Origin of the sequence: Pseudomonas sp. UBA7530 (genome assembly GCF_002479365.1) — a bacterium.
Lineage (GTDB): Bacteria > Pseudomonadota > Gammaproteobacteria > Pseudomonadales > Pseudomonadaceae > Aquipseudomonas.
This window is the reverse complement of record NZ_DLMS01000003.1, coordinates 311,923-333,231: the sequence shown is the minus strand read 5'-3', so window position 1 is coordinate 333,231 and position 21,309 is coordinate 311,923. Positions and strand designations below refer to the sequence as shown.

Here is a 21,309-nt window from a genome sequence, read left to right as displayed (position 1 = left end):
TGAACATGCTGATACGGATAATCGGTCGTTTGCTGTTTCTTTCCCTGCTGCTGGGCGCCGCACTGCTGGTGGCGCTCTGGCGTGGCTGGGTTGAGGTGGCGCCGCGTTTCAATCCCTGGGCGCCGCTGGACGTGCGAGAAGCGCCAAACCTGCTGACCTCATTCAAGCTCTGGCGCCTGAGCGAGGATCGTGCGCTGTGCGACCTGGCCCTGGCCACGTCCGACCTGCGTTTCACGCGCCTGGATGACAGCACGCCGCACCCCGGCTGCCCGATTGAAAACGCCGTACGCATCCAGGGCGCCGACGTTGGCCTGAGCAGCAGCTTCATGGCCACCTGCCCGTTGGCGGTGAGTTTCGCCCTGTTCGAGCGCCATGGCCTGCAGCCCGCTGCGCAGGAGGTGTTCGGTCAGCCGGTCAGCCGTATCGAACATGTCGGCAGCTTCGCCTGTCGCAGCATCGCCGGCAGCCAGCGACCCAGCCAGCATTCCTATGCCAATGCCTTGGACATGGTCGGTTTTCGCCTGCGCGACGGCCAGCGCATCAGCGTGCTGCACGACTGGCCGGGGGAAGGCGACAAGGCGCGCTTTCTGCGTCTGGTTCGGGACGCGGCCTGCGACAGTTTCAACGTTACTCTGGGGCCGGAATACAACGCCGCCCACCGTGATCACTTTCACGTTGACATGGGCATGTGGCGGATGTGCCGCTAACAGCCTGTTTGCGAGTTGTGACGCGGGCGTGATCCGCTCGCGGCTGCACTGGCTCGCTGCTTCGGCGCAGAGCGGATGTTCATTCTCGATGCGGCTGTCGGCGGCCGGGTCTGGCAGAATGCCGCTCCTTCGATGTCGACCGAGCGGTCGATGCTTTGAGTGATTTTTGAGCAGAACGAACCCATGACCGACGAGCGGCACAACGCCAGCATCCGCATCCAAGCCCTGCGCCCTCAGTACGCCGAAGCGGCGGCCCAGTGGGCGGCGCGCCTGGGCCTGGCTCTCGAGGGGGAAACCGAGTTCGCCCTGCAACTGGGGGATGACGGGCTGCAGCTGGTCGAGTTGGGCGACAAGGCACCCGGCCCGGTGCGGGTGGATTTCGTCGAGGGTGCGGCGGCGCATCGACGTCAATTCGGTGGTGGCAGCGGGCAGATGATCGCCAAGGCGGTGGGCGTGCAATCGGGGATTCGCCCGCGCATTCTCGATGCGACCGCCGGGCTGGGGCGCGATGCCTACGTGCTGGCCAGCCTGGGCTGCGACATGACGCTGATCGAGCGCCAGCCGCTGGTCGCGGCGCTGCTGGAAGACGGTCTGCAACGTGCTGCGCTGGATCTCGACGTGGCGCCCATCGCCGCGCGCATGCGCCTGCTCACTGGCAATGCCATCGAATTGATGTGCGCCTGGCAAGGTGAGCCGCCGCAGGTGATCTACCTCGACCCGATGTTCCCGCATCGCGACAAGAGTGCGCTGGTGAAGAAGGAAATGCGCCTGTTCCGCCCCTTCGTCGGCGACGATCTGGACGCGCCGGCGTTGCTCGAGGCGGCGCTGGCGCTGGCCACCCATCGTGTGGTGGTCAAACGCCCGCGCAAGGCGCCGGCCATCGAAGGCGGCAAGCCCGGCTATGTGCTGGAAGGCAAATCCAGTCGCTACGACATCTATCCGAAGAAGAAATTGGAAGCCGGTGCCTAGAGTGCGCTGTCAGGGCCGATAAGCGCGCAGAAACAGCTGTACCGCGTCCTGCACATGATGTTCCGCGGCGTCGCCCTGCAGCGGCTCACCACAGCCGATCAGCAGGCGGAAATGCGCGCCGCCCTTGAGCAGGCTGAAGAAATGATCGGCGGCCTGGCGCGGGTCGTCCAGGCTCAACAGGCCACGCCTGGCGGCCTTGTGCAGCAGCACTTCCATTTCTTCCTGCACCCGTTTCGGGCCGGCCTCGTAGAACACCTGCGACAGCTTGGAGCCCTGGCTGGCCAGGCTCACCATCATCCGGTGCATCTCCACCGATTCACGGCTGTTGACCAGCGCCAGGAAACCGCGCGCGATTCCCAGCAACTGGCTTTCCAGCGGCACGTTATCCGGCAGCTCGAACAACAGTTCCGGCAGCTGTTCCTCGCACTTGGCCTTGATCGCCGCGGAGAACAGCGTCTCCTTGTCGGTGAAGTGGCTGTACACGGTGAGCTTGGAAACCCCGGCCTCGGCGGCGATGGCGTCCATGCTGCTGCCGTCGTAACCGTTTCGCAGGAACAGGCCCTTGGCCGCTTCCAGAATGGCGCGGCGTTTGGCGGGATCCTTCGGGCGACCGGGACCGGAAGGTTGTAACAACTTGTCTGGCATCAGCAGATTTTAATACTGGACTGGCGAGTTTGCTATTTTTACTATACCCGCCAGTACAAATATTCCAAAGGGCAACTCCGATAGCCTTGGCGCTGGTAGCGCCGTGAGCTTAGGGCCAGCTCCAAACCTTCTTCGAAAGGTCTCACACATGTCCCGCCACGTTCTCCCCTTGATCGCTTCTCTGGGTCTGGTCTTTGTGTTGTCTGCCTGCGGCAATGGTGAGCAGATGGAGCAGCCGGTGCGTCCGGCCATGGTGGTGCAGCCGCAGCCGGCCACCGCCCTGGTGGACAGCTATCCGGGTGAGGTGCGCGCGCGCTACGAACCTGAGCTGGCCTTCCGCATCGCCGGCAAGGTGAGCAAGCGCATGGTGGATGTCGGCGAGCGGGTGAAGAAGGACCAGGCTCTGGCCGAGCTGGACCCGCAGGACGTACGTCTGCAGTTGGAAGCCACGCGCGCGCAGATGACGGCAGCCGAGGCCAACCTGCAGACCGTGCGCGCCGAGCGCGAGCGCTACAAGGCGCTGCTCGGGCGCAATCTGGTCAGTCGCTCGCAGTTCGACAACGTCGAGAACCAGTACCGCGCCGGTGAAGCCCGTCTGAAACAGATCAAGGCCGAGTACGACGTGGCGCGCAACCAGACCGGCTATGCCGTGCTGCGCGCCTCGCAGGATGGCGTGATCGCCCGCCGTGCGGTCGAGGTCGGGCAGGTGGTGGCCGCCGGGCAAACCGTGTTTACCCTGGCCGCCGATGGCGAGCGTGAAGTGTCGATCAGTCTGCCGGAGCAGAGCTTCGGTCGCTTCGAGATCGGTCAGCCGGTCGAGGTGGAGTTGTGGTCGCAACCCGACCAGCGCTTCCCCGGGCGCATTCGCGAGATGGCGCCGGCTGCCGATCCGCAATCACGTACCTTCGCCGCCCGCGTCGCCTTCAGCGAAGGCAAGGTGCCGGCGGAGCTGGGGCAGAGCGCGCGCGTCTTCATCGCCAGCAACGGCGAGGTGCCGCTGGCCGTGCCGCTGTCGGCACTTAGCGCCGAGCAGGGGCAGGCCTTCGTCTGGGTCATCGACCCCAGGGAGCACACCGTGCAGCGCCGACCGGTCCGCGTTGGCGCTTATGGTGACGACCGCGTGCCGGTGCTGGAGGGGCTTTCCGCATCCGATTGGGTGGTGGCCGCTGGCGTGCAGATGCTGCGCGAGGGGCTGAAAGTGCGCCCTGTCGATCGCGATAATCGCAATGTCGAACTGGCAGCCAAGGAGTAAGCGGGCATGAGCTTCAACCTGTCTGCCTGGGCGTTGCGTCATCGCCAGATCGTTCTCTACATCATGCTGCTGTTCGCCGTGGTGGGGGCGTTGTCCTACACCAAGCTGGGGCAGAGCGAAGACCCGCCCTTTACCTTCAAGGCCATGGTGATTCGCACCAACTGGCCGGGCGCCAGCGCCGAAGAGGTTTCGCGCCAGGTCACCGAGCGCATCGAAAAGAAGCTGATGGAGACCGGCGAGTACGACCGCATCACCAGCTTCTCCCGTCCGGGTGAGTCGCAGGTTACCTTCATGGCGCGCGATTCCATGCGCAGCTCGCAGATTCCCGAGCTGTGGTACCAGGTGCGCAAGAAGATCAGCGACATTCGCCACACCTTGCCGCCCGGCATCCAGGGGCCGTTCTTCAACGACGAGTTCGGCACCACCTTCGGCAACATCTATGCGCTGACCGGCAACGGTTTTGACTATGCGGTGCTCAAGGACTATGCCGACCGCCTGCAATTGCAATTGCAGCGAGTCAGGGACGTCGGCAAGGTCGAGCTGGTGGGGCTGCAGGACGAGAAGATCTGGATCGAGCTGTCCAACACCAAGCTGGCGACCCTGGGCCTGCCGCTGTCCGCGGTGCAGCAGGCGCTGGAGGCGCAGAACGCGGTGGCGGCTGCCGGCTTCTTCGAGACGTCCAGCGAGCGCATTCAGCTGCGCGTGACCGGCCGTTTCGAGTCGGTGCAGGAGATTCGCGACTTCCCCATTCGGGTCGGTGATCGCACCTTCCGCATTGCCGATGTGGCCGAGGTCAAGCGCGGGTTCAACGATCCACCTGCGCCGCGCATGCGCTTCATGGGTGAGGACGCCATCGGCATTGCCGTGTCGATGAAGGACGGCGGCGACATCCTTGTGCTGGGCAAAGCGCTTGAGGGTGAATTCGCCCGCCTGCAGCAGACCCTGCCGCTGGGCATGGAGCTGCGCAAGGTGTCGGATCAGCCGGCGGCGGTGAAGGCCGGCGTGGGCGAGTTCGTCAAGGTACTGGTCGAGGCGCTGGTGATCGTGCTTGCGGTCAGCTTCTTCTCCCTGGGCGTGCGCACCGGCCTGGTGGTGGCGCTGGTGATCCCGCTGGTGCTGGCGATGACCTTCGCCGCCATGTACTACTTAGGCATCGGCCTGCACAAGATTTCTCTCGGCGCGCTGGTGCTCGGCCTGGGCCTGCTGGTGGACGATGCGATCATCGCGGTGGAGATGATGGCGATCAAGATGGAACAGGGCTATGACCGCTTCAAGGCGGCCAGTTTCGCCTGGACCAGCACCGCGTTTCCCATGCTTACCGGCACGCTGATCACCGCCGCGGGCTTTCTGCCCATCGCCACCGCGCAGTCCGGCACGGGCGAGTACACCCGTTCCATCTTCCAGGTGGTGGCCATCTCGCTGATCGCCTCGTGGATCGCCGCGGTGATGTTTGTGCCCTATCTGGGCGACAAGCTGTTGCCGGACCTGGCCAAGCTGCACGCGGCGAAACATGGCGGCAGCGATGGGGGCCATGACCCCTATTCGACGCCGTTCTACCGCCGCGTGCGCGCCACGGTCCAGTGGTGTGTGCGCCGTCGCGGCATTGTCATCCTGCTGACCATCGGCTTGTTCATCGGCTCGGTATTGCTGTTCCGCTTCGTGCCACAACAGTTCTTCCCGGCTTCCGGCCGTCTGGAGCTGATGGTCGACATCAAGCTGGAGGAGGGCGCCTCACTGAGCGCCACGGAGGCCGAGGTGCGTCGCCTGGAACAACTGCTCAAGGAGCAGTCGGGCATCGATAACTATGTCGCCTATGTCGGCACCGGTTCACCGCGTTTCTACCTGCCGCTGGATCAGCAATTGCCGGCGGCGAGCTTCGCCCAGTTCGTGGTGCTGGCGTCGAGCATCGAGGAGCGCGAGCGCCTGCGCACCTGGCTGATCCAGACGATGAACGACCAGTTCCCGGCCTTGCGCAGCCGCGTCAGCCGCCTGGAGAACGGCCCGCCGGTGGGCTATCCGGTGCAGTTCCGCGTCAGCGGCGAGCATATCGCCGAGGTGCGCGCCCTGGCTCGCCAGGTGGCGGACAAGGTGCGCGAGAACCCGCATGTGGTGAACGTGCACCTGGATTGGGAGGAGCCGAGCAAGGTGGTGATCCTCAATATCGATCAGGATCGCGCGCGAGCGCTGGGGGTCAACACCGCCGAGCTGTCGCGCTTTCTGCAGGGCTCTCTGTCCGGCACCAGCGTCAGCCAGTACCGCGAAGGCAATGAGCTGATCGAGATTCTCCAGCGCGGCACACCGCAGGAACGCAAGGCGCTGAGCTTGCTACCGAGCCTGGCGGTGCCGACCGACAGTGGGCGCAGCGTGGCCCTGTCGCAGGTGGCGACGCTGGAATACGGTTTCGAGGAAGGCATCATCTGGCATCGCAACCGCCTGCCCAACGTCACCGTGCGCGCCGACGTCTACGGCAGCCAGCAGCCGGCCAGCCTGACCCAGCAGATCCTGCCGACGCTGGAGCCGATCCGCGCCGAGTTGCCGGATGGTTACCTGCTGGAGGTGGGCGGTACGGTGGAGGACTCGCAGCGCGGGCAGAAATCGGTGAACGCCGGCATCCCGCTGTTCATCGTGGTGGTGCTGACGCTGCTGATGCTGCAGCTCAGGAGCTTCTCGCGTTCGGCCATGGTGTTTCTCACCGCGCCGCTGGGGCTGATCGGCGTGACGCTGTTCCTGCTGATCTTCCGCCAGCCGTTCGGTTTCGTCGCCATGCTCGGCACCATCGCCCTGGCCGGGATGATCATGCGCAACTCGGTGATTTTGGTGGATCAGATCGAGCAGGACATCAGCCATGGCCTGGATCGCTGGCATGCCATCATCGAGGCCACGGTGCGGCGCTTCCGGCCCATCGTGCTGACCGCGCTGGCCGCTGTGCTAGCGATGATTCCGCTATCGCGCAGCGTGTTCTTCGGGCCGATGGCGGTGGCCATCATGGGCGGCCTGGTGGTCGCCACGGCACTGACTCTGCTGTTTCTACCGGCGCTCTATGCGGCCTGGTTCCGGGTCAAGGAAAGCGAGGCCCGCTAGCGCTACAGACGCGTTCGCGTGTTTCGCGGCAAAGCGCCCGGCGGACATGGCGGGGCAGGTGGCGGATATGGATAATGCGCGCTTTTCGCTGGCCCGCCCCGGGCCCGCGATGCGCCGTCGGCCAGTTTGCCGGACGGCCGCGCCGCCGTTCTCTCTGGAGTCGTCATGTTCAGCCCGCTCGTCACCTTCCCGGCCCTGTATAGCGCCACCTTACTCATGCTGGCCGGTTCGGGGCTGTTCAGCACCTACATGGGGCTGCGCCTGACCGAAGAGGGCGCGGGCGACGCCTGGGTTGGCGGCCTGATGGCGGCCTATTACTTCGGTCTGGTATGCGGCGGCAAGTTCGGTCACAAGCTGATCGCCAGCGTTGGCCATATTCGCTCCTACGTCGCCTGCGCCGGCCTCGCCACGGTGATCGTGCTGCTGCATGTGCTGGTCGAGCGCCTGGAGGTCTGGCTGCTGCTGCGTTTCGTGATGGGCGCGGTGATGATGAACCAGTACATGGTGATCGAGAGCTGGCTCAACGAGCAGTCCGAGAACCACATGCGCGGCAAAGTGTTCGCCGGCTACATGGTGGCCGTGGACCTGGGCCTGGTGGTCGGCCAAGGTCTGCTGGCGATGAGCCCGACTCTGGATTACAAGCCGCTGGTGCTGGTGGCGATGTGTTTCGCCTCCTGCCTGATCCCGCTGGCCGTAACCCGTCGCGTGCACCCGGCCAAGCTGGTGGCTGCGCCGCTGGAAATCGGTTTTTTCTGGAAGCGTGTGCCGCAGGCGCTGGGCAGTATTTTCGTCGCCGGACTGATGGTCGGCGCCTTCTACGGCCTGGCGCCGGTCTACGCCAGCCGCAGCGGGCTGGACACCACGCAGGCGAGCCTGTTCGTGGCCATGTGCATCATCGCCGGCTTCTGTGCGCAGTGGCCGCTGGGCTGGTTGTCCGATCGTCTGGACCGCAGCTGGTTGATTCGCGGCAACGCCGTCCTGCTGTGCCTGACCGCCATTCCCATGTGGGGGCTGTTCGACCTGCCGTACTGGCTGTTGCTGGCCAACGGCTTCGTCACCGGCATGTTGCTGTTCACCCTGTACCCACTGGCCGTGGCGCTGGGCAACGACCACGTCGAGCAATCACGCCGGGTGGCGCTGTCGGCCATGCTGCTGACCACCTATGGCGTTGGCGCTTGCATCGGCCCGCTGTTGGCAGGCTTCATGATGCAGCACTTCGGGCCGGGCATGTTCTACATGCTGGTATCGCTCTATGCCGTGGTGCTGATCTTCTGGGTGCAGCCCAAGCGCGTTACCGGCCAGCATCGGGTCGACGAGGCGCCGCTCAGTCACGTGCCGATGCCGGATACGGTCAGCCCCATGGCCGCAGCGCTCGACCCGCGTGTGGAGGAAGTGCCGGAAGAACTGCTGGTGGAAGCGCCAGCCAGCATCGGTCGTTCCGATGGCGAGCCGGACCCACAGAAATAAGCGCACGCAACGAAAAACGGGAGCCATCGGCTCCCGTTTTTTATCCAGTGGTGGAGTTACTCGTCCATTTGCGATTGCAGGTAATTCTGCAGGCCGACGGCTGCGATCAGGCTCAGTTGGGTTTCCAGCCAGTCGATATGATCTTCTTCGGAGCAGAGAATCTCTTCGAGCAACTCGCGGCTGGCATAGTCACCGATGCTTTCGCAGTAGGCGATGGCGGCCTTAAGGTCTGCATGCGCCTTGTGCTCGATCTGCAAATCGCACTGGAGCATTTCCTGGGTGTTTTCGCCGATCAGGATCTTGCCCAGGTCCTGCAGATTGGGAATGCCTTCGAGAAAGAGAATGCGCTTGATCAGCTTGTCGGCGTGCTTCATCTCGTCGATGGACTCGTGGTACTCGTGCTCGCCGAGTTTTTTCAGGCCCCAGTCTTCATACATACGCGCATGCAGGAAGTACTGGTTGATGGCGACCAGTTCGTTACCAAGAATCTTGTTCAGGTGTTGAATGACCTTCTTGTCGCCTTTCATGACCGCTCCAGCTGTTTCAATGACCGTGATGGCCTTGAATTTTCTGTCTAGTTCTTTCTGCTGTCAAACCTAAGTTCTTGAAACATAAGTAAAAATAAAACTGAATAAGAATGTTTTTATTCCGCAACTTGGTGCCAAGTTATTGAAAAGGCGTAATAAAAAAGTTGCTGGAAGTTCTACTGCGGCTAAATCGCCTAAAAAGATGAGTGTTTTTATTTTTCAGCGGCCATAAAAAAGCCCCGCAAAGCGGGGCATGGGCACGCAGAATTCAGGCGGCGTGAGCGGAGTGCGGGTCTTGGCTTTCCAGGTAGTCCTGCAGGCGGGCCTGCTGTATTGGCGTCATGAACAGCCCCAGCTTGCTGCGCCGCCAAAGGATGTCGGCGCTGCCGCGCGCCCATTCTTCGCGGCGCAGATAATCCACTTCGCGGGTATAGAGGCCGGCGCCAAGGTGTTCGCCGAGGTCGGTGAGGTTGTGCACGCCCTCTAGCAGGCGCCAGGTGCGGCTGCCGTAAGTGGTGGCCCAGCGTCTGGCCAGGCTGGAAGGCAGCCAGCCATGACGTTCGCAAAGGGCTTCGACCAGCGCGCTCTGGTCTTGCATGTCCTCGCCGCCAGGCAACGGGGCGCTCGCCGTCCAGCTCGGGCCGAGTTTGCTGAAATAGGGCGCCAGTTGCTGCATGGCCGACTCGGCCAGCTTGCGGTAGGTGGTCAGCTTGCCGCCGAACACCGAGAGCAACGGCGCTTCGCCCGGCGTACCGGAGAGCGACAGGGTGTAATCGCGGGTGATGGCCGAAGGCTCATCGGATTCGTCATCGCACAGCGGGCGTACGCCGGCGAAGCTGTGCAGCACGTCGTCCCGGCCAAGCTGGTGCTTGAAGTGGTCATTGACCACCTTGAGCAGGTAATCGGTTTCCTCGGCGGTGATCGCCACCTGGGCGGGGTCGCCCTGATATTCGCGGTCGGTGGTACCGATCAGGGTAAAGCGCTCCAGATAGGGGATGGCGAAGACGATGCGGCGGTCTTCGTTCTGCAGGATGTAGGCCTGTTCGCCGTCGTACAGGCGCGGTACGACGATATGGCTGCCCTGGATCAGGCGGATGCCATAGGGCGACTGCTGCTTTAGGTCTTCACGGATGAAGCGCGCGACCCAGGGGCCGGCTGCGTTGACCAGCGCGCGGGCGCGAATCGACAGCAGGCTGCCGTCGCTGCGCTCCAGATGGATATGCCACAGGCCCTTGCTGCGCCGGGCGCTGACGCAGCGCGTACGTGGGTGGATGTGTGCGCCTTTCTCCCGTGCGGCCATGGCGTTGAGTACCACCAGACGGGCATCGTCCACCCAGCAGTCGGAATATTCGAAGCCGCGGCTGATCTCGGGTTTCAGCGGGCTGCCGGCACCGAAGCGCAGGCCGCGCGAGGCGGGCAGGCGCTCACGCTTACCCAGGTGATCGTAAAGGAACAGGCCGGCGCGGATCATCCAGGCCGGACGCAGGTGCGGGCGGTGCGGCAGGACGAAGCGCATCGGCTTGACGATATGCGGCGCCTTGGCCAGCAGGACTTCGCGCTCGGCCAGGGCTTCGCGCACCAGGCGGAACTCGTGGTGCTCCAGATAGCGCAGGCCGCCGTGGATCAGCTTGCTGCTGGCCGAGGAGGTGTGGCTGGCCAGATCGTCCTTTTCGCAAAGGAACACGGACAGGCCGCGACCGGCTGCATCCGCCGCGATGCCCACGCCATTGATGCCGCCGCCAACGACGGCGAGGTCATAGACTTCCGCAACGGGGCTGGTGAATGGATCGTGGGGCATAGGGCACGCTCGGCTATTGGATTCGAATGTGTTTATGTTCACTTTCGAAAATATGCTAGACGAAGATGCGCAGCTTCGCTACCCCGGCACGCGATTGCGCGCCGAGCGGTAGGGAAAGATCGGGTTTGTTGTAAGGCGGGTGCAACCCGCTGAGACATTGCTGGCGGGTTGCACCCGCCCTACGCGACAGCCGTCGAGAGGCCAATCAGACCAGATCGAGCTGGACCTTGTGGCTATGCAGTAGGCGGGTGATAGCGGCCGAGGGGGCGCTGTCGGTGAAGACTCGGTCGACCAGGGCGATGGAGCCCAGGCGCACCACGGCGTTACGGCCGAACTTGCTGGAATCGGCGGCGAGGAAAACCTGCCGGGCATTTTCGATGATGGCCTGGGAAACGCGCACTTCCTGGTAGTCGAAATCGAGCAGGCTGCCATCTTCGTCTATGCCGCTGATGCCGACGATGGCGTAGTCGACCTTGAACTGCTGGATGAAGTCCACCGCCGCCTGGCCGACGATGCCGCCATCGCTGCGCACCGTACCGCCGGCCACCAGAACCTCGAAGTCGGCCTTGGCGCTGAGCTGAGCGGCCACGTGCAGGTTGTTGGTGATGATCTTCAGACCCTTGTGGTTCTGCAGTTCACGGGCGATGGCCTCGGTGGTGGTGCCGATGTTGATGAACAGCGAGGCGTGATCGGGAATTTGCGCCGCCACGGCTTCGGCAATGCGCTGCTTCTCCTCGCGCATCTGCCCGGCGCGCATGCCATAGGCGGTGTTCTGGATGCTCGAGGCTTCGCAGGCGGCGCCGCCATGGGTGCGGCGCAACAGGCCGTGCTCGGCCAGCTGGTTGATGTCGCGGCGGATGGTCTGCGGCGTGACGGCGAACGCCTGGGCCAGTTCGTCGATGCTGACGTAGCCGCGTTCACGGGCGAGATTGAGGATGTCGTGCTGGCGGGGAGCGAGATTCATGAGCGCTTCCTGTGATGGTCACCCATTATAGGCTGTAGATGCGGAGGATTTCGGCCTGTTAATGTAGGGCATCTTTCCCAGTGTTTTCACATTCGAACATGACGCCTGCAATCGATCTGTTGAAGAAGGCCAAGGCCGAACACCGCGTACACAGTTACCAGCACGACCCCAAGGCGCCGTCCTACGGGCTGGAGGCGGCGGAGAAACTGGGCCTGGCGCCCGAGCGCGTATTCAAGACACTGCTCGCGGCCACCGAGAAGGGCGAGCTGCTGGTGGCCGTGGTGCCGGTGGCCGGCAGCCTCGATCTCAAGGCGCTGGCGGCGGCTGCCGGAGCGAAGAAGGCCGATATGGCCGACCCGACGGCAGCGCAGCGTGCCACCGGCTATCTGGTCGGCGGCATCAGCCCGCTGGGGCAGAAGAAGCGCCTGCGCACCTTCATCGACGAGTCGGCGCGCCTGCATTCCACCATTCATGTCAGCGGCGGCCGGCGTGGGCTGGAGCTCGAGCTCTCGGCCGACACCCTGGCCCAGCATACTCAGGGACACTTTGCCGCTATCGGCAAAGCCTGAGCCGCGCAGTATGCTGCAAGCAAAATAAGTCATCCTGCGGTCAACAGCAGCGATCGTTGGCAATAACAACAAGGAACCTTGCATGTCTCAATACCTGCTAGCCATCGACCAGGGCACCACCAGCTCCCGCGCCATCATCTTCAGTGCTCAGGGCCTGCCCGTGGCGCGTGCTCAGCAGGAATTCAAGCAGTACTTCCCGCAGGATGGCTGGGTCGAGCACGACGGCCAGGAGATCTGGCTGTCCACGCTCAAGGTCTGCCGCGATGCCATCGCCAGCAGCGGTCTGCAGCCCGATGCGATCGCTGCTATCGGCATCACCAACCAGCGTGAAACCACGCTGGTCTGGGATGCTGCGACCGGCACGCCGATCCATCCGGCAATCGTCTGGCAGGATCGTCGCACCGCCGACTACTGCGCCGGACTCAAGGACCAAGGCCACGAAGCGATGGTTTCGGCCAGGACCGGCCTGCTGATCGACCCGTATTTCTCCGCCACCAAGCTGCGCTGGATCCTGCACAACGTGCCGGGCGCACAGGAGCGGGCGGAGCGCGGCGAGCTGCGTTTCGGTACGGTCGACAGCTTCCTGCTGTGGCGTCTGACCGATGGCAAGGTGCACCGTACCGATGCCAGCAATGCTTCGCGCACACTGATGTTCAATATCCACACCCAGCAGTGGGACGAAGAGCTGCTTAAGCTGTTCGGCATTCCCGCCAGCCTGCTGCCGGAAGTGCTCGACTGCGCTGCCGAGTTCGGCCATACCGAAGCCGAGCTGCTCGGCGCCAGCATCCCGGTGCTGGGCATGGCCGGCGACCAGCAGGCAGCCTTGATCGGTCAGGCCTGCTTCGAACCGGGTATGGTCAAGAGTACCTATGGCACCGGCTGCTTCATGATCCAGAACACCGGCGAGCAGCCGGTGAGTTCGAAGAATCGTCTGCTCACCACCGTCGGCTATCGCCTCGATGGCAAGGTCACCTATGCGGTGGAGGGCAGCATCTTCGTCGCCGGCGCCGCCGTGCAGTGGCTGCGCGACGGCATCAAGCTGATCAGCCATGCGCGCGAAAGCGAGGCCCTAGCCGAAGCGACGGGAGAGGCCTGCGGGGTGTTTTTGGTGCCGGCCTTCACCGGTCTGGGCGCACCTTACTGGGACCCGAAGGCGCGTGGCGCCATCTTCGGTCTGACCCGAGATACCGGCATCAAGGAGATCGTCACCGCCGGCCTGCAGTCGGTGTGCTACCAGACCCGCGACCTGCTCGAAGCCATGCGTCAGGACGGCGCGGCGGCGCCCAGCGCGCTGCGTGTCGACGGTGGCATGGTGGAGAACAACTGGGTCATGCAGTTTCTCGCCGACATCCTCGGTGTCAGTGTCGAGCGGCCCGAAGTCACCGAGACCACTGCGCTCGGCGTCGCCTATCTGGCAGGGCTGAAACTCGGGCTGTATCGCGACCTCGATGCCGTCGCCAGTCATTGGCATCGTCAGCAGCGTTTCGAACCGCGGATGAACGACGCGCATCGCGAGCGTCTCTACGCCGGTTGGTTGGATGCGGTCAAGCGCGTGCGCAGCGAGCCCTGATCTATCGGGCTCGTAGGAGCGGCTTCAGCCGCGATGCTCTCGCGTATCTGGAAAACAGCAACTGTACCTGTTGCAGGTGACCTGGCGCAGGCATGCTGGCGTTTCTGATCTGGCCAGAAACGCATCATGCCGCTCGAATTTCATCAAGTTGACGCCTTTACCGAGCAACCTTTCGCGGGCAATCCCGCCATGGTCTATCGCCTGGATGCCTGGCTGGACGAATCGCTGATGCAGCGTATCGCCGCCGAGCACAACCTGGCCGAGACGGCATTCGTGGTGAAGGAAGGGGAGGCCTGGCACATCCGCTGGTTCACTCCAACCAGCGAGGTGCCGCTGTGCGGCCATGCGACCCTGGCCAGCGCCAAGGTGCTGTTCGATCTCTATCACGAGGCGGGCGACGTACTGCAGTTCACCTGCCTGTCCGGCGCTTTGCGCGTGACTCGTCGAGGGGAGCGGCTGGAGCTGGATTTCCCCGTGCGTCCGGTGGTACCGGTGGCGGCGTCGCTGCAAGCCGAGGTCGAGCGCGCGCTGGGGCAGCCCGCGCAGCAGGTGCTGGCCCTGCTCAATGCCGATGGTAGCGTGCAGGAATTGATGGTGGTGCTGGCGTCCGAAGCGCAGGTGCGCGGCTTCACCCCCGATCTGCCGGCGCTCGCGGCGTTGCCGGGCCTTGGCGTGCTGATCACCGGGGCAGGCGAGCGGCATGACTTCGTCTCGCGTTACTTTGCGCCTGCCATCGGCATCGACGAGGACCCGGTGACCGGTTCGACCCACTGCATGCTGGTGCCGTACTGGGCCGAACGCCTGGGCCGCAGCGAGCTCAGCGCTTTTCAGTGCTCGACACGAGGTGGTGAGTTGCTCTGCCGTCTGGACGGTGGCCGGGTGAAGATCGCGGGCCACGCGCGGCATATCGCCAGCGGCCAGCTGATGCTCTGATCAGTTGCTGCTGACCCGGCGCACGCCGCCGGAATCGCTCAGTTGCAGCTGCGCCGCCACGCTGCCCAGGGCAGGGAAGGCCACCAGGTGATCGGCGGCGATGCGAATGCCCACTTCATCGCCTGGCTGGTGGTCGGCATGGCTGGGGAAGATCGATTCCAGCTGGCTGCCGGTGGGCAGTTGCAGGCGATACAGGGTGGCGGCGCCGAGGAAGGTCTTGCCGACGATGCGCGCCTTCAGATCGCTGCCTTCATCGGCGACGATGTCATCCGGGCGCAGCAGCACATCCACCGCGCTGCCTTGTGCCCAGGTGTAGGCGCGGTTGCCGCGGATCACGCCGAGTTCGGTCTGTACCGTGTCCGGGCTGAGCAACTGGCCGCGGATGAAATAGCCCTGTCCGATAAAGCTGGCGACGAAGGGCGTGAGCGGCTCGTGATAGAGATTGAAGGGCGTGTCCCATTGTTCCAGGCGGCCGCCCTGGAATACGCCGACATGATCGCTGACCGCGAAAGCCTCTTCCTGATCATGGGTGACCAGAATGGCGCTGGTGCCGCGGGTCTTGAGGATATCGCGGACCTCGTGGCTCAGGCGCCGGCGCAACTCGCCATCGAGGTTGGAAAAGGGTTCGTCCAGCAGCAGCAGCTTCGGCTCCGGCGCCAGGGCGCGGGCCAGGGCGACACGTTGTTGCTGCCCACCTGAGAGTTCGTGCGGGTAGCGCTTGGCCAGGTTGCCGAGCTTGACCAGCTCCAGCAGCTCTTGGGTGACGCGCTCGGCGTTGGCTTGCTTGCGGATGCCGAAGGCGACGTTCTCCGCCACGCTGAGGTGGGGGAACAGGGCGTAATCCTGGAACACCATGCCGATATGGCGTTTCTCCGGTGCCAGGGTGAAACCGGCGCGGGAGATGATTTCGCCATCGAGTTCGATCTCACCTTCGAGCACCGGCTCGAAACCGGCGATGGCGCGCAGCGTGGTGGTCTTGCCGCAGCCCGATGGGCCCAGCAGGCAGCCGATATCGCCAGCGTTGAGGTGCAGGTCGAGATCCTGCACCACCTTGTGGTTCTGGTAGCCGCAGTTCAGTCCGCGTAGCTGCAACAGCGGCTGGCTCATGCGTGGTGGTACGCCGGTTCGACCAGCAGTTCGAGCAGCGCCTTCTGCGCGTGCAGGCGGTTTTCGGCCTGATTCCAGGCAACCGAGCGCGGGTCGTCGAGCATGTCGAGGCTGATTTCCTCACCACGATGCGCCGGCAGGCAGTGCATGAACAGCACATCTGGCGCGGCGTTATCGAGCAATGCGGGGGTGACCTGATAAGGGCGGAACAGTGCCATGCGTTGTTCGGCTTCATCTTCCTGGCCCATGGAGGCCCATACATCGGTGCTCATCAGATGGGCGCCGGCCACAGCTTCGCGCGGGTCACGCAGCACCTGCACGCGGTCACCGGCCAGCGCGAGGAAGCGCGCGTCCGGCTCGTAGCCCTCAGGGCAGGCGACCTTCAGCTGGAAGTCGAACTGGATCGCCGCTTCGATATAGGAGTTGCACATGTTGTTGCCGTCGCCGATCCAGGCCACCGTCTTGCCGGTGATACTGCCGCGATGCTCGAGGTAGGTCTGCATGTCGGCCAGCAGCTGGCAGGGGTGCAGGTCATCGGACAGGCCGTTGATCACCGGCACTTTCGATTTGGCGGCGAATTCGGTGAGGTTGCTGTGGGCGAAGGTACGGATCATCACGGCGTCGAGCATGCTCGACATGACGATGGCCGCGTCGCCGATCGGCTCGCCACGACCTAGCTGGGTGTCGCGCGGCGAGAGGAAGATGGCCTGGCCGCCGAGCTGGATCATGCCGGCTTCGAACGACAGACGGGTGCGGGTCGAGGCCTTCTCGAAGATCATGCCCAGCACGCGATTCTTCAGCGGCTCGAACAGTACGCCGCGGTTGCGCAGGTCCTTCAGCTCGATGGCTCGGCGGATCAACCCCACCAGTTCGTCCGGTGTGTAATCCATCATCGAGAGGAAGTGTCTGACGCTCATCGTTAACTACCTTTATCACTACAGTTCGCAAGCCTGTGCCCGGTGACAAAACCGACAAAAACAGCAGGGCTTGCGGCAGGAGGCCGCAGGGTGCGACGAAAACAGGGGAAGGCGCGATCCTATAAGGAAATGTCGCTGATTTCCAGCTAACAGCCGAAGCGCCGCGGCTTTAGGGCCTTTGGGGTCGGCGCTTGTACCATTTCCGTACCGCGATCCAGCTAATCCAGCTTTTGCAGCTCAGCCCAATCCGAGGTGGAGTTGAGCCACTTGGCATAAGTGGAGAGCAGCATTTGTACACTGTGGCCAAGCTGGTTGGCAATGAACGCCGGGTTCATTCCTGCCATCAGGCACATGGTCGCGCAGGTGTGGCGGGTGTCGTATTGCCGGCGCCGCCTGATGCCGAGCGCTTGCAGCGCGGCAAGGAAGTGCTCCTTGGTGGTCGAGTCGGACCTGATCCAGTCGACGCTCTTGTCGACCATCAGGGCCGGCGCGAATACAAACCGGCTGCGTCCCTCCGTCAGCTTCCTTGCCTCCTCCAGGGCGTGCATTGCCCTGTCATTCATCAAGACGTGCCGATGCTGTTTCGTCTTGACCCTCTCGTGAATCCCTCCCCTGACCATCACCCTGCAAACGTGGGCCGTTCTCGCCTTCAGATCGACCTCGCTCCATTTGAGCGCCACCTGTTCGCACGGGCGCATGCCTGTGAAGAACGCGAACTCGAAGTAGCACGCATAGATCCTGCTGCGCCCTTCGAGGTTTTCGTACAGCCAGGCGATGATCTGTTCCGCCTCTTCGCGGGTGAAGGGGTCGACGACTTTCTTGGTAACGCGCGGCCTGGCTATCGAGGCTATCGGGTTGCGCGAGATCAGTCCGTCCTGTACCGCTGACTCCATGATGCTCGACATTTTGTCGCAGGCGTTACGGCGCACGCCCGGTGACGGCCATTCGGTGGTCGACACCACGCGCCGACAGTCAACCGACCCGATCTGGTCGATACGACGCTGGGCGAAATGCGGCATCCAGTAGCGGTTCAGCGTGCTCTTATAGTTGTCGCGCGTGCCTTTGACGATCTCTCGGCTGTCGAGCCACATCTGAGCGTATTCGCCGAAGAGCGGAATCGTGTTCTGCAGCGTGTAGCTGGAGGAGGGGAACAGCTCGGCGTACTTTTCCTCCGTCATCACGCCGAGCTTGATCAGTTGCTTTACGTCAGCACGAAGACTGGCGGCTTGGGCGATCCCGGCCGGGGTGGGCGGGATAGGGAGGGTTTCACAGCGCCGAGGTGGCGTGGCGCCTTTCCATGTGAACCGGATGCGGACGGACTTGCCGACGATCTCGACTCCTCCGGGCATACCCATAGGCTTTCTAGCCATTCGTTGTATCTCCGCTTGCTGTACATGACGCGCCCATCGATCACGCACCACACACCGAGCGGGATGATTCCGCGCTCTCGTTTGCGCTCCAGGGCTTTCTTGGTCGTGCCGATCAGTTCGGCCATCGCCGCTTCGTGGATCTTGTCGAACTCTTCGAGCGGCACGGCTGGCATTGGTTTGGCCATGCAGTGTCCTCCGTTCAGGCCAGGCGCTGGCCCAGCTGCTGGGCGCGAGCCGCATTGGCCGATAGCCACTCGACGAACGCGCGGGCGCTGGGGAGGGTGTCGAGCGTGCGGAAGATGGGGATGCGCAGTTCGTCCGCCCGGGCGATTTCGCCCAGGGTGCCGGCGCTGTCCTGCCAGCCTGGCACCAGCACCACGGCGTCGCAGCGCTCCATCATTTCCATGGTGCCGCGTAGCCAGAAGTCGTCGCCGAGCTCTGGCAGGTCGAGCTCCATGTGGGCGGTGTTGGCGTGCGGGATCACGGGGAACCAGCCCAGCGCTGCAGCGCTGATGCCGATCACGCGGGCGGCGTCGATGTTGCGGGCAATATCGTCCCGCGTGGCCGCCCGGTATGGGCCGGCCACGTAGATAAGTGGCTGCATGTTATTCCTCGGCGGTGTAGGTCACAGGGCGGGTTTCGCCCTGGTCGGAATCGTTGGCGATTGTGATGAGCTGGCGGGCCAGCGCGCGAAGCTGGGCAGCGGTGAAGTAGCCGCTGATCCCGGTGATGGAGCTGCCGCCCATGATGCAAACGATGGGTGGCAGGCACTCCCGCTTGTGGTGCTGGGCGTTCAAGGTCAACGGCATGGCGGCTGCTCCTTGGGTGGGTTGCAGCGCAGGCACTGGCACTCTGTGATGCGCTGGCGAGTGGTGCGGCAGAATGGGGCGTGCTCGTCGGCTTGACTCATGACGCCACCTGGCGCTGATCGGCAGCGGCTTTTCGGCGATCAGCCATCTGGCACTGAAGTCGCAAAGCACGGAAACGGCGACCATCACCCGCCGCAATTTCCGGAGCGAGGTTCGACAGGTCATCGCTCAGCATCTCGAAGTAGAAAAGATGCTCGCCATCACCTCCCCACTCGGGCTGTTTCGTTGCCCAATCACGGGCTTCCATGCACGGCAAGCAGGTCTTGAATGCGTCGGCATTGCCTTCCCATACGCCAGACACGCGCTGGTACTGTTGCCCCGGCAGGATCATTCCCGAGCACTCGCAGCAGCGATGCTGCTTGCGAGCCTTGATGATAGAGGTCACTTGGAAGTCGCTCATGGCTGCTGCTCCCGCTGTGCCGGCGCAATGCGGCGCTGCTCGTCAAGCATTGGGAGCCACCCGACAGGCTCGCCCTGGCCTTGGGTGAAGCGGTCATGCGACCAGCACCACCCGGCGAATAGCCAACGATCCTCGCCGTCGTTTTCGAAGTTGTTGGCGCCGATCGTTGGCGCCTGGTCGGTATCCTCGGTTGCGTGCTCGGTGAACTCGACAAGCAGGCGAACCAGCGTGCCGTCACGCGGCGCGGTGGCCATGTCCCGCCAGCGTGGGTCGTGATCTTCCTGAGCGCCGCAAGAGGTGCAGACCAGCAGATGCTGGCCGTCGTCGATCCACTCATGATTACAGGGGGCCGCCGGCTCGGCGCTGGCGAGCTCGGAACTGACAACGTCCAGCCATCCGCAGGTATCGGCCAACATCATCGACATGTTGGCCACGTCGGCGGTGTGCTCGCGGACGCCCTTCATGTCGTTGTTCTTCACGGCCTTCTGCAGCTTGGCGGTGTGGTAGTAGATTTCGAGCAGGCACTGTTCGGGTGACATTGCCAGCCAGCCGGGGCGGTCGCCCTTGCTGGTATTGGCGTGCAGCTCGGCTTCCATCATCGCGAAGAATGGGCGCAATACATTGCTGTACTTGCCCTCGGGATAGACATTCATGATTCACCTCGTTGGTGTCGAGTAGCTGGCGGGTTGCGCAATAGGTCAGCGGTTCTGCCGCAGGTCGGCGAGCTTGCGGGTAAGGTCCATCGATGCGCGACGCATGGAGCCGGTTTCGCGCGGGTGGCGCTTGCCTGGCTCTGTCTTCTGCAGCTTGCGCAGGTCCCTGGCTTCGCGCAGGCAGCGAGCCAGCTCAAGGATGGTTTGATCGAGGGTATGAGCGCGCACGGTGATACCTCCCGTTTCGGCTGTTGGGTGGCCAGGCCTTGCGGCGTGGTTATGGATTGTTCAGATCAGCTCATCGAGCGATGAGTGAGGGCAGGCGCGCCAGGGCGCTATGTACTTGTGCTCGCATTCGCGGCAATGCCACTCCTGCCGGTAGAGCACGCCGTCGACGAGCTCGAAGCCGGCGATCACGAAGGCCAGTGTCGCCATGCCTTCCAGTCGCACGTCATAGAGCGGTGGGAGTGGGTCGGGCAGGGTTGGTGTGGTCTTGAAGATGGACGCCACGAACGAGGGACGGCCCATCGGCGAGGACGGCCAGGTGTTGATCTGGAGGTCCGCTGCCAGCCGCGTCTCGCTCTTGACCTCTTTCTGTGGGCGCCGCTTACCGCGCTCGTAGAGCCGGGCTATTTCGTATCGCATGACTGAAGTCTACTGGTTATATATCCAGTATTTTGGCAGCGCTTGCGGCGGTGGTCGATGGACGTTTGTCGGGAGTTCAGCCTATGAAGTCCCGACACGCGGCGATGAATTGCGTTGCCGCTTCAGCATTGATGGCGTCTCCGTAGGCGCGCAGTGAATTGAGCGTTCGTCTACATCGCCAGGTGCGATGTGCCCCCGGCGATCAGGTTGCGCAGCCATTGGGCGGCGTATGGGTCGATTTCGTTGTAGTAGGCGGCCACGGTGGCTCCTCGTGTGTCTGCGCCTGATTCACTCAACCCAGCAGTAGGGCCAAATCCCCAGGGCGTGCTCCAGCGCTTCGTCGTGATCGCAGCGGCTGCCGACCATGGGGAAGCGCTTGCCGCATGGCAGGCAGACGTACCAGCAGGCTTTGATCATGAGTCGTCCTCGGTCACCGATGCGAAGCCGCCATCGAGGTCGCGCAAGTCGGTGATGGATATGGTGGTTTTACCGTCCGTCACGGCCCAGGTGGTGAGCTCAAGATTTCGGAAGGTGCCGCAGAAGTGGCGGTATGCGCCGAGCGCCGCACGCCGAAAGGACTTGGCGGCTACCGGCCCGATCACCAGTGCCTTACCCCCCCCCACAAGCTGGAGGTTGTAGATCGACAGGTCTTCGATGCGCTTTACCGCCGCGCGGATGGTGCTCGGCGACAGCGAGAAGTCGGAGGCGACTTCAGCCACCGTCTTGCCAGCGGTGGCTTGGAAGATCTCCATGTCGCGAGCCGGGTTGCGTAGGCCCGCATAAAGGGTGGCTTGCATAGCTTTCTCCGGGGCGAGAAGGTGCCTCGCCAGTGGCGTGATTTGCGGGATTGGGGTATCAGTGATAGG

General features: G+C 63.6%; 23 protein-coding genes. 8 read left to right on the top strand and 15 right to left on the bottom strand.

The annotated features are described in order from the left end of the window. Window positions 1-5: 5 nt before the first annotated feature. Window positions 6-707, top strand: coding sequence for an extensin family protein (locus tag B2U07_RS07575; protein WP_275545909.1), 702 nt, complete (start codon window positions 6-8; stop codon window positions 705-707). Between the two features lie 183 nt (window positions 708-890). Continuing rightward, window positions 891-1,676, top strand: a complete 786-nt coding sequence (locus tag B2U07_RS07570; RefSeq protein WP_275545908.1) for a class I SAM-dependent methyltransferase — start codon at window positions 891-893, stop codon at window positions 1,674-1,676. Between the two features lie 9 nt (window positions 1,677-1,685). Here the strand turns inward: B2U07_RS07570 and B2U07_RS07565 are convergent, their stop codons facing one another. Continuing rightward, entirely contained in the window at window positions 1,686-2,321 is a 636-nt protein-coding gene (locus B2U07_RS07565) for a TetR/AcrR family transcriptional regulator (RefSeq protein ID WP_275545907.1), read from the bottom strand. Between the two features lie 148 nt (window positions 2,322-2,469). Between B2U07_RS07565 and B2U07_RS07560 the strand changes: the two genes are divergently transcribed. The 3 genes from B2U07_RS07560 (at window position 2,470) to B2U07_RS07550 (ending at window position 8,121) form a co-directional block, all read left to right on the top strand. Further along, window positions 2,470-3,573 carry an efflux RND transporter periplasmic adaptor subunit gene (locus B2U07_RS07560; RefSeq protein WP_275545906.1) on the top strand — a complete coding sequence of 368 codons (1,104 nt, stop codon included), beginning with the start codon at window positions 2,470-2,472 and terminating at the stop codon, window positions 3,571-3,573. Window positions 3,574-3,579: 6 nt separating this feature from the next. Continuing rightward, entirely contained in the window at window positions 3,580-6,654 is a 3,075-nt protein-coding gene (locus B2U07_RS07555; protein WP_296276668.1) for an efflux RND transporter permease subunit, read from the top strand. Between the two features lie 165 nt (window positions 6,655-6,819). Then, a complete protein-coding gene (locus B2U07_RS07550) occupies window positions 6,820-8,121 on the top strand; it encodes an MFS transporter (RefSeq protein WP_296276666.1) in 1,302 nt (433 codons plus the stop codon). Window positions 8,122-8,177: 56 nt separating this feature from the next. Here B2U07_RS07550 and bfr read toward each other — a convergent pair whose 3' ends face one another. The 3 genes from bfr to B2U07_RS07535 form a co-directional block, all read right to left on the bottom strand. Further along, entirely contained in the window at window positions 8,178-8,648 is a 471-nt protein-coding gene (gene bfr / locus B2U07_RS07545) for a bacterioferritin (protein ID WP_197856265.1), read from the bottom strand. Between the two features lie 268 nt (window positions 8,649-8,916). After that, a complete protein-coding gene (glpD, locus tag B2U07_RS07540) occupies window positions 8,917-10,446 on the bottom strand; it encodes a glycerol-3-phosphate dehydrogenase (RefSeq protein WP_296276664.1) in 1,530 nt (509 codons plus the stop codon). Window positions 10,447-10,651: 205 nt separating this feature from the next. Continuing rightward, window positions 10,652-11,410, bottom strand: a complete 759-nt coding sequence (locus B2U07_RS07535) for a DeoR/GlpR family DNA-binding transcription regulator (protein ID WP_024309311.1) — start codon at window positions 11,408-11,410, stop codon at window positions 10,652-10,654. 98 nt (window positions 11,411-11,508) lie between these two features. Between B2U07_RS07535 and ybaK the strand changes: the two genes are divergently transcribed. The 3 genes from ybaK (at window position 11,509) to B2U07_RS07520 (ending at window position 14,482) form a co-directional block, all read left to right on the top strand. Continuing rightward, window positions 11,509-11,979, top strand: a complete 471-nt coding sequence (ybaK, locus tag B2U07_RS07530) for a Cys-tRNA(Pro) deacylase (RefSeq protein ID WP_024309310.1) — start codon at window positions 11,509-11,511, stop codon at window positions 11,977-11,979. Between the two features lie 82 nt (window positions 11,980-12,061). Next, window positions 12,062-13,549 (top strand): glycerol kinase GlpK, encoded by a 1,488-nt coding sequence (gene glpK, locus B2U07_RS07525; RefSeq protein ID WP_296276660.1) that lies wholly within the window; start codon window positions 12,062-12,064, stop codon window positions 13,547-13,549. 126 nt (window positions 13,550-13,675) lie between these two features. Then, window positions 13,676-14,482 carry a PhzF family phenazine biosynthesis protein gene (locus B2U07_RS07520; protein WP_296276657.1) on the top strand — a complete coding sequence of 269 codons (807 nt, stop codon included), beginning with the start codon at window positions 13,676-13,678 and terminating at the stop codon, window positions 14,480-14,482. On the opposite strand, the gene B2U07_RS07515 is transcribed toward B2U07_RS07520, so the two are convergent. From B2U07_RS07515 to B2U07_RS07465, 11 genes are all read right to left on the bottom strand, one after another. Next, window positions 14,483-15,589, bottom strand: coding sequence for an ABC transporter ATP-binding protein (locus B2U07_RS07515; protein ID WP_296276655.1), 1,107 nt, complete (start codon window positions 15,587-15,589; stop codon window positions 14,483-14,485). Further along, on the bottom strand, window positions 15,586-16,506 hold the full coding sequence (gene argF, locus B2U07_RS07510; RefSeq protein WP_296276653.1) for an ornithine carbamoyltransferase: 921 nt from the start codon (window positions 16,504-16,506) through the stop codon (window positions 15,586-15,588). Before argF ends, B2U07_RS07515 begins: the two co-directional genes overlap by 4 nt. Before the next feature lie 218 nt (window positions 16,507-16,724). Continuing rightward, entirely contained in the window at window positions 16,725-17,876 is a 1,152-nt protein-coding gene (locus B2U07_RS07505; RefSeq protein WP_296276651.1) for a tyrosine-type recombinase/integrase, read from the bottom strand. A gap of 199 nt (window positions 17,877-18,075) precedes the next feature. Continuing rightward, window positions 18,076-18,480: a DUF1937 family protein gene (locus B2U07_RS07500; protein WP_296276649.1), complete on the bottom strand. Its 405-nt coding sequence runs from the start codon at window positions 18,478-18,480 to the stop codon at window positions 18,076-18,078. 1 nt (window position 18,481) lies between these two features. Then, complete coding sequence (locus B2U07_RS07495) at window positions 18,482-18,685, bottom strand: hypothetical protein (protein WP_296276648.1); 204 nt, start codon at window positions 18,683-18,685, stop codon at window positions 18,482-18,484. A gap of 97 nt (window positions 18,686-18,782) precedes the next feature. Beyond that, window positions 18,783-19,145, bottom strand: a complete 363-nt coding sequence (locus B2U07_RS07490; RefSeq protein WP_296276646.1) for a hypothetical protein — start codon at window positions 19,143-19,145, stop codon at window positions 18,783-18,785. Beyond that, on the bottom strand, window positions 19,142-19,798 hold the full coding sequence (locus B2U07_RS07485) for a hypothetical protein (RefSeq protein WP_296276644.1): 657 nt from the start codon (window positions 19,796-19,798) through the stop codon (window positions 19,142-19,144). The genes B2U07_RS07490 and B2U07_RS07485 overlap by 4 nt, the downstream gene beginning before the upstream one ends. Before the next feature lie 45 nt (window positions 19,799-19,843). Beyond that, a complete protein-coding gene (locus B2U07_RS07480) occupies window positions 19,844-20,026 on the bottom strand; it encodes a hypothetical protein (protein ID WP_296276642.1) in 183 nt (60 codons plus the stop codon). Between the two features lie 60 nt (window positions 20,027-20,086). Then, window positions 20,087-20,443, bottom strand: coding sequence for a hypothetical protein (locus B2U07_RS07475; protein WP_296276641.1), 357 nt, complete (start codon window positions 20,441-20,443; stop codon window positions 20,087-20,089). A gap of 288 nt (window positions 20,444-20,731) precedes the next feature. Next, entirely contained in the window at window positions 20,732-20,860 is a 129-nt protein-coding gene (locus B2U07_RS07470; protein ID WP_296276638.1) for a hypothetical protein, read from the bottom strand. Then, complete coding sequence (locus tag B2U07_RS07465) at window positions 20,857-21,240, bottom strand: hypothetical protein (protein WP_296276637.1); 384 nt, start codon at window positions 21,238-21,240, stop codon at window positions 20,857-20,859. Before B2U07_RS07465 ends, B2U07_RS07470 begins: the two co-directional genes overlap by 4 nt. Between the last annotated feature and the right edge of the window lie 69 nt (window positions 21,241-21,309).